This is a genomic window from Streptomyces sp. ISL-87 (assembly GCF_018614095.1).
Lineage (GTDB): Bacteria > Actinomycetota > Actinomycetes > Streptomycetales > Streptomycetaceae > Streptomyces.
Genome location: NZ_JAGGOY010000027.1, coordinates 1 through 8,963, shown reverse-complemented (window position 1 = coordinate 8,963; position 8,963 = coordinate 1). Strand labels below are relative to the sequence as shown.

Here is an 8,963-nt window from a genome sequence, read left to right as displayed (position 1 = left end):
GAGCGGGGACCCAAGCGCTGCGCGCTTGGGAAGGGAACCGCCTCGCTGCGCTCGGCGGGGCCCCGCTTCGCGGCCCAAGGCCGGCCCTTCGGGCCGGGGTCCTGCGCTTCGCTCCGGACGGTCCGGGTTCCGCTTCGCTCCACCCGGACTGGGCCTGCTGCGCAGGCCCAGTCACCTCCCGTGCTGGGCACGGGAGGTGACCCCGTTTCACGGGGTCTGGGCCTTCGGCTCGTTGGGCGGGTCCGCTTCGCTCCCCCACCAGGGTCCTTCCGGCTTCGCCTCCAGGACTAGGACCTGCTTCGCAGGTCTGGCTGGCAAGGCAGCCGGTGCGCTCTTGTGTCGGCCTGAAGTAGGCGATGGCGACGCGCGCCGCGAGTACGGCAAGGACGAGGGTCGTGAAGAGTACGACGACACCGAGGGCCATGCTCATCTCCGAGGGTTCAGAGGGTTCATTCGACCCGATGCGCCTTCGTGATGCAGTCGGTACGGGTACAGTCATCAGTATGCATCACGTTGAGATGTAGTGTGTAGTATCCCGAGAAAATCGCCACCCCCTCCCGGCGGGGTCTCCCGCCGCTCCGAATTACGTGGAGTGCCGAATGCAGAAGACCGGCGGCATCGTACTGCGTCCTCACCAGGAAGAAGCGGTGGAGGCGATTGTCCGGGGGCTTGATATTCCGCCCGGAAAGCGCATCCCTCAGGCGGGGCTGCGGGCAACGGTGGTTGCGGCGTGCGGGACCGGGAAGACGATCATGGCGGCTGCGGCCGCGCTCCGCCTCGCCCGGGGCGGCCGGGTCCTGGTGCTGCTGCCGACCCTGGACCTGCTCACCCAGACCGTCCGCGAGTGGCGGGCCGTCGGCCACACCGGGCCCGCGGTCGCGGTGTGCTCGCTCCAGGACGACGTGCACCTGTGGAACCTGGACGTACGCTCCACCACCTCGGCGCCTCAACTGGGGCTGTGGCACGGCCGGGGCCCCGTGACCGTGTACGCCACCTACGCCTCCCTCCCCGTACTCGCCGAAGCGCACCGCGGGGAGTACGGGCTGCCGATGGACGTCTTCGACCTGGTCGTCGTCGACGAAGCGCACCGGACGTCGGGGTCGGCCGGGAAGGCATGGGCGGACGTGCACCACCAGGAGGTCATCCCGGCCATGCGCCGGCTGTACATGACCGCCACCCCCAGGATCTGGACGGAACGCCCGCCCAGGACGAGGGCGGACGAGGAGCTGTACGAGGCGCAGGTGGCGCTCGTGGACGAGGAGGTCTCGGCCCGGACTCGGCGGCTGCGGGACCGGATGCCGAAGGAGATGGCCTGCTCCATGGACGACGAGAAGGTGTTCGGGCCGGTCGTCTACGAGCTGCCGCTGGCATCGGCAATCTCCCGGGGGCTGCTGGCGAGGTATCAGATCGTGGTCGCCGAGCTCACCGACCCCCTCGTCACCCCGGACCGGCTCATCAGCGAGGAACGCTACGAAGAGCAGCTGCGCGGCGAGCGCCTCGCAGCCCTCCAGGCCACCCTGCTGGAGACCATGGCCACCCACGGGCTTCAGACGACGATCACCTTCCACCACCGCACGATCGAGGCTGAGGCCTTCACCGAAGGCCTGCCCCGCGTCGCGGCCCGGCTCCACCGGGCCGACCCCGTCCGGCATCCGGAGCGGGTGTGGTCGCGATGGCTGTGCGGGGACCACGACAGCGAGCACCGGCGCGCGGTACTCGCCGACTTCGGGCGCCGGGCCGGCCGCGCAGTCCTCGCCAACTGCAAGGTCCTCGGCGAAGGCATCGACATCCGCGCCGTGGACTCCGTCGCCCTGATCGACCCCAAGGGATCGGCCGTCGACATCGTCCAGGCCATCGGCCGCGCCCTGCGCCAGACACCCGGCCAGGGAAAAATGGCCACCCTGATCGTGCCCGTATTCCTGGCGGCGGACGAAGAGCCGCAGGACATGCTCTCCTCGAACTCGTACCGCCCTTTGATCCGGGTTCTGGAAGGCCTGAGGGCGCATGACGAACGCGCCGTGGAAATGCTCGCAATTCCCCAGGAAAACCAGAAACGCGTCGTCGATCCGTCGCTCCCGATCGGCGAGGCCCCCGCCGAGGGCGAGGAGGAGACGAGGGCACTGCTCCGGTTCGCCGCCCCGCGCGATCCGGCACTGATCGCTAAGTGGATCAGCTACCAGGTCATCAGCACCGAGCGGCAGGACTGGCGTCGAGGAGCCGAAGCCGCCCTGCGCTTTCGGCAGCGAGAGGAGCACCTGGAGGTCCCGTACGAACACACCGAGGGGGCGTACCCGCTGGGGCGGTGGCTGTCCGACCAGCGCCGCACCTACCGGAACGGGCAGATGAGCGGCGAGCGGGCGGCCGAGCTGGAGGAACTCGGGATCGTGTGGGACACCGCCGACGCCGCCTTCACGGAGAACCTCGCCGCCGCCCGGGCCTTCTTCGAGCTGCACGGGACGCTGGCCGCCCCGCGGCACGCCACCGCCCTCGACAAGCCCGTCGGGCAGTGGCTCACCAACATCCGCCGGCCCGGCGGACTCGGGAAGGACCCGGACCGGGCCGCCCGGCGGGCCGCCGGACTCGCCGCCATCGACCGGGACTGGAACCCGCGCGAGCACGGATGGACGGTGGACTGGCAGCGCCACTACGCCTACCTGGCCCAGCTCCTGGCAGCCGGTGCACGACTCAAGGACATCCTGGCGGGGGTGACCCGCCACGGCGACGACATCGGACGCTGGCTCGCCACCCAGCAGCGGGACTTCACCCACCTGAACGCCGAGCAGCAGCGGCGGCTCACCGAGCTGGGCGTGAAGCCGCAGGCGGCTGTACGGGCCCGTAAGGCCCCGGCGAAGACGAGCGCGACGCCGGGCACCGGCAAGATCGGTACGGCCTTCCAGGCCGGGTTGAAGGCCCTCGCGCGGTACATCGAACGGGAAGGCACCACCGTGGTACCCCGCAGCCACATCGAGACGCTCCCCGACGGGACCGAACACCGGACCGGAGTATGGATCATGAACCAGAAAACCCGCCGGAACCGGCTGAACGCCGACCAGCTCGCCGCCCTCGCCGAGCTCGGAGTGGGCTGGTGAGCAACGCCGGGCCTGTACGGGTGCTGCGGGTAGCACCGCTCGCCCAGGAGACGGTGTTCTCGCTCCTCGGCCGGATCGCAGGGGGCTACGCCATTGACGCGGGCGAACTGCGCTCCTGGTGGCAGTGGCGTAACCAGGCCCCGCGCACCCCAGGGGCTGCGGGGCCCCGCCCCGACGCCGAGATCCTCCTCAACCAGGCCGGACGCCGCGTCCTGGCCGAGCTGTGCCGCACCAGCCCGCAGAACCTGGCCAAGGCCCTTCCCGCCTGGGACAGGGCACCCGAAATGTTCGGGACGGACGACGGGGACCCTCAGCCGCTGGGCCAGTGGCGTACGGGCTCCACCGTCCACGCACCCGTCGCGTATGCCTGCCGGTCCTGTACTGCCCGGCGCACCGGGCAGCCAGCCACCGCCATGAGGTACCGGCACGGCTGGCAACGCGTGTGCCCGCGTCACCAGCGGTGGGCCCTGGACGCCGGTGACAGCCACGGACTGCAGCACCTGGCCCTGCGGCACTGCCCGGACATCATCTCGGCGCAGCACCAGTGGGCCGCCGTGGCCCGCCGCGCACAGCACGGCGGCGTGGACCCGGGCGCGGTGTTCGTGCTCGCCCGGGCCGTGGTGTGTCAGTGGTGGGAACAAGCCCTGGAATGGCCCAAGGAACGGATCTGGCCGGCCCGCCTGCACCAACTCGCGGGCGGTGACACCGGGCGGCAGTTCTGGTGGTGGCGCGCGGTGGCCCGGGAAGCCGCCACCTTCCCCGAACTGGTCACGGTCGCCGGCGCGCTGCTGGACCCGGCGATGCGCGGCCTGGTGTGGGCCGACAGCGGCGGTGAGCGGATCCGCCCGATCCCGCCCGACGGGTCGTTCTGCCGCGAGCTCGGCGACCGCTTGGGCCGGTCCTGGCTGGGGGAAGAGGCGGCCGCCAACAGCAGCCCCTCGCTGCTGGCCTGGATGGGCGCGATCCTGCGCGAGCACCGCGGCGTCAACGCATCTGGATGGGGCCGGGACCCCTGGCGGGTACGACGTGAGGACCAGCCCGTCTCCGTAGCCGCGCAGCTACGAAAACTCGCCGAGCGCGCCGACGGCACCATCAGCTGGCGCGCTTCGGTCCCTCCCGGCGAGCGGACCTGGATCCAGCACAAGCTCCGCGAGACCACCGACCTCCTTGCCTCGCTGGACCTGCACGACACCGGTCACCTGGCCGCCACCACCCGGCATCTGCTCGACACGATCAACCAGAGCGTCCGCGGCCTGGACCAGGCCCTCGTCGCCATCGCCGGCGCCGCCCACACCGGCGGCGTCCCCCTGGACCACCTCAGCGCCTGGACCCATATCCCTGCCCAGGACCTCCAGCACGACATCGCTGAACACCGGGAGACGTTGGAAGGGACCGGGTCGTAGGCACCGAGGCGCAGCGATAGCACGGACGTGTGCGGCGTGAGCTGGATTCACCGGGGCTGCACTCGGACGGGTGCGGTAGTGCCGTATCACTCTATCTGCGGCTTTCTCACGTACTTGGCTGGCTGCCATGGCTGATCAACGCACGTGTGCGCAGGCAGGACCAGAAGCACCTCAAGGGGACTTCGAGGCAGTGTTCGACATGGCCGGGAGCCTGGAGCAGGAGCGGTGGGAACGGGCTGCGGCGCGGGTGCGGTTCGAGGAACTGCGACCGGTGTCGGCGTTCCCGATCATCGCGGGCAAGAGGTGGGGGCCGGGCTGGTGGTGGTCGGCCACGACCGGGGGACATGTAGTGCACGGCTCGGCGGCCATGGTCATGCAGTTGATGCTGCTGGACCGCGACCCGCGCGTGGTCGGCCTGGCCGGACGGCCGGTGCGGATGCTGTGGCGCGACCACAAAGGGACGGTCCGCTCCTGGGTGCCGCAGTTGTTCGCCCGCTACGCGGACGGGACCGGGATGCTGGCCGACTGCCCCGCCGGCCCCAGGGCCGGCGGGCCCGCCGCGCAGCGGGCCGCGGACGCGGTGGGAGCGGCCTGTGCGCGGGTCGGCTGGACCTACCGGCGGCTACGGGCGCCGGGCGCGGTGACGGCGGGCAATGTGCGCTGGCTGGCCGGGTACCGCCACCCGCGCTATCGCGGCGCCGCGCAGCTGGAGGAGGCCGTCCTGGGAGCGTTCGCGCGGCCACGGCCCCTGATCGAGGGGGTGAGGGCGGTGGGCAATCCGCTGGTGGTGCTGCCTGTGGTCTACCACGCGCTGTGGGCGCACCGGCTGGAGGCGTCACTGGAGGCGCCCCTGCACGCGGGTGTACTCATCAGCACCGGTCTGGCCGGGTCCGGGGCCGGGGTCACAGCGGGCGCGGGGGTGGGGCGGTGAGCCGCGCGGGGAGACGCCGGCCGGTACTGGCCGTCGGCGGGCACGTGGTCTTCGAAAGCCGGACCTGGCAGGTCGTGGGCCTTCGAGGGAAGGAAGTGCGGCTGGTGGACGAACAGGGGACGGTGGCGACGCTGCTGGCGAACTACCTGTTCGCCGCCGCCGACTTCGCCCTGGTCGGCACCGCCGTGCCGGCGCCGGTGCCGCAGTGGGGTCTGTTCGCGACCGTGCCGCCGCGCGAGCAGGAACGGGCCCTGGCCTGGCAGCGGCACATCCTCGAGGTGGAAACCGGCCTGCCCGCGGCGGACAAAGGACGGGCGCCGCGACCCGAGTACGACCCCCGGGCCCGAACCCTGGCCCAGCGCGAGCAGGCCAAGGCCGAGGAACTGACCGCGCTCGGCTTCGGCAACGTCGCGCGTACCACCGTGCAGCGCATGCGCCTGTCCTACCGCGCCCAGGGCCTGTGGGGACTGGTCGACCACCGCACCACCCGCACCAGCAGCCGCACCGGACGCAACGACGAGCGGGTCATCGCCGCAGTGCTGGAGGCGATGCGGCGCCAGCACGGACGCTCCCAGGGCACGGTCAAGGGCCTGCGGCAGCTGACCGTGCAGATCCTGGAAGAAGCCCACGGCCCCGGCACAGTCAAGATGCCCGCCCACGCGACGTTCTACCGCCTGGCGAACGCCCTGGCCGACCCGCACGAACGGCCCGGCACCCCCGCCCGCCCCTACACCCCCACCCGCGTACTGCGCGCCGGCGAACAGGTCATGCTCGACACCACCCGCCTGGACGTCCTGGCCGTGTTCGACAACGGCACCACCGGCCGCCCCGAACTCACCATCGCCCTGGACGTGGCATCACGGTCGATCCTGGCCGCAGTCCTGCGACCGGCCGGCACCAAGGCCGTGGACGCGGCACTGCTGCTGGCCGAGATGGCCACCCCGCACCCCATGCGCCCCATCTGGCCCGACGCCCTGCACCTCTCACGGGCCCCCGTCCCCTACGACCTCCTGCTGGACGCCGATACACGCCTGCACCACGCGGCCGCGCGGCCGGTGGCCGTACCCGAAACGGTGGTCGTGGACCGGGGACGGGTATTCGTCTCCGAGGCCTTCCTGGCAGCCGCCGAGACCCTGGGCATCAGCGTCCAGCCCGCTCCCCCGCGCCAGCCAGCCGCCAAAGGCCCCGTCGAGCGCACCTTCGGATCGATCAACACCCTGCTGTGCCAGCACATCGCCGGCCACACCGGCTCCGACCCCACCCGCCGCGGCCGCGGCGCCGAGAGCGAGGCGATGTGGACCGTGCCGCAACTGCAGGACATCCTCGACCAGTGGATCACCACCGGCTGGCAGAACCGCCCCCATCAAGGACTGCGCCACCCCACCATGCCCGCTACCGCCCTGACCCCCAACGAGATGTGGGGCTCCCTGCTCGGCACCTGCGGCCACGTCCCCCTCCCGCTGACCAGCCGCGACTACGTCGAACTCCTGCCCGTGCGCTGGAAACGCATCACCGAACGCGGCATCCGCATCGACCACCGCACCTACGACCACCACACCCTCAACCCGCACCGCGGCCGCCCCTCCGGCATCACCGCACAGCAGGGCCGGTGGGAGGTCCACCACAACCCCCACGACCACCGCCAGATCTGGGTCCGCCTGCCCGACGGACAGTTCACCACCGTGCCCTGGATCCACACCGACCACGTCCACGCACCGTTCGGCGACGACCTGTGGCAGCACCTGAAGACCACCGTGGAACGGCGCGGCGACCGCGACCGGCACGAAGCCGACCTCGCCCAGGCCCTGGACGACCTCCTCCGCCGAGTCCGCACCGGAACAGCCACCACCCGCGAACAGCACCTGGCCGCCCGCCACGCACCCGCCGCCCTCCCCCACCACCACAACCCCGCCAGCCCCGACACCGCCGGAGCAAGGCCGGAGCCGGGAACGCACAGCCCCCTTCCCCGACCGCGGCCTGCCACCACCGCAACCCGCGCGGACACACCCCACGACCAGGACCACGGCGGGCAGACCGCGGACAGCCTGGACGACACCGACCCAGACGAAGACGAAGACGAGGTACTGGAGTACCTGCCAGGCGCCGGGTTCGGCCTCTACGACGCGCGCAAGGAGGCCGAACTGTGGTGACCGGCAACCCCGCTCCCACCGGACCGGGACCAGACCCAGACACTTACCCCACCACCTGGGAGCTGTTCCAGCGCTTCGCACGCGGCCCCGCCCCACAGCCCCCGACCCCCGGACAGGCACCGCGCACCACCGAGGAGCGCCTGGCCTACCACTCCCGCTTCATCACCGTCCGCACCCCCGCCATCGTCCAGACCTCCCTGGAAGTACGCACCCTGATGGCCCTGGGCCGCTACCAGCAGACCACCGCCAGACCGTCACTGATCCTCACCGGGCCGCCCACCACCGGAAAGACCACCACCCTCCTCGAAGTCGGCCGCACCTGCTACCTGGCCGAACAAACCCGCAGCGGCGACGTCGCCCGCCAGGCCCCCGTGGCCTACCTCCTGGTCCCGCCCGGCGCCACCGCCAAAGCCCTCGCCGGCGAATTCGCCCGATACCTCGGCATCCCCGTCTCCTCACGCATGACCCAGACGCAGATCGCCACCGCCGTCTGCCACACCTACAACACCGCCGGCGTCCGGCTCGTCATAATCGACGAAATCCACCGGCTCAACCCCCGCACCACCACCGGAGCCGAAGCCGCCGACTTCCTCAAAGACCTCACCGAACGCATCGCCGCCACCTTCGTGTACGCAGGCATCGACGTCACCCACACCGCCCTGTTCACCGGCGCCGCCGGCGCCCAGCTCGCAGGCCGCGCCCAACTCATCGACTGCGACCCCCTACCCGCCACAGCGAGCAGCGCACACGGCACCAGCAGCAAGAACAGCGGCGAAAGCGGAAGCGGACAGCCGTTCAGGGAGCTCGTCACCGCCATGGAAAACGCCCTCGACCTGCAACACCATCGCCCCGGCAGCCTGGCTCGCCACGCGCCCTACCTCCACCAGCGAACCGCCGGCCGGATCGGCAGCCTCTCCCGCCTCCTACGACAAGCAGCCATCACCGCCGTCCTCGACGGCACCGAGAAAATCACCCGCTCCGCCCTCGACGCCATCACCCTCGACCACCTCGCCGAACAGCACTACCGGCCAGACAAACCCACGACAGCCACCCGGGCCCGTCCCCGCGCATGACCTCCCATCAAAACCCCACCGGCACCAACGCGGACCCCTCACCACGCGAAAGCGGACACCCTCCGCCAAGCCCCCGGCCGACTACCGGGGCTCCCGGTACAACCACGAGAAATCCCGGCACACCTCACACAAACAACAATTTCCCAACCAAACCGCGATACCAGCAGCTCAACACCCCCGCACCACAACCACGACCCGCACAGACCCCCAGGGAGTCCGGAAGGCCCGGCCCCCACAAGCCACCCAGCCCTCTCACTCCACCCACAAAACCCCAGGAAAATGGCGACAACCCGCACCAAACCCAACGATCACCCACA

General features: G+C 71.2%; 5 protein-coding genes. All 5 read left to right on the top strand.

Annotation, left to right across the window (positions count from 1 at the left end):
- The first annotated feature begins 599 nt into the window (after positions 1-599).
- The gene (locus J7I97_RS10105; protein ID WP_214932975.1) at positions 600-3,089 is read left to right on the top strand and encodes a DEAD/DEAH box helicase; all 2,490 of its coding nucleotides are present in this window, start codon (positions 600-602) and stop codon (positions 3,087-3,089) included.
- The gene (locus J7I97_RS10100) at positions 3,086-4,492 is read left to right on the top strand and encodes a TniQ family protein (protein WP_214932973.1); all 1,407 of its coding nucleotides are present in this window, start codon (positions 3,086-3,088) and stop codon (positions 4,490-4,492) included. Before J7I97_RS10105 ends, J7I97_RS10100 begins: the two co-directional genes overlap by 4 nt.
- 127 nt (positions 4,493-4,619) lie before the next feature.
- Positions 4,620-5,423 (top strand): TnsA-like heteromeric transposase endonuclease subunit, encoded by an 804-nt coding sequence (locus J7I97_RS10095; protein WP_214932971.1) that lies wholly within the window; start codon positions 4,620-4,622, stop codon positions 5,421-5,423.
- Complete coding sequence (locus tag J7I97_RS10090; RefSeq protein WP_214932969.1) at positions 5,420-7,573, top strand: Mu transposase C-terminal domain-containing protein; 2,154 nt, start codon at positions 5,420-5,422, stop codon at positions 7,571-7,573. Before J7I97_RS10095 ends, J7I97_RS10090 begins: the two co-directional genes overlap by 4 nt.
- A complete protein-coding gene (locus J7I97_RS10085) occupies positions 7,567-8,646 on the top strand; it encodes a TniB family NTP-binding protein (RefSeq protein WP_374195454.1) in 1,080 nt (359 codons plus the stop codon). Before J7I97_RS10090 ends, J7I97_RS10085 begins: the two co-directional genes overlap by 7 nt.
- The last annotated feature ends 317 nt before the right edge of the window (positions 8,647-8,963 follow it).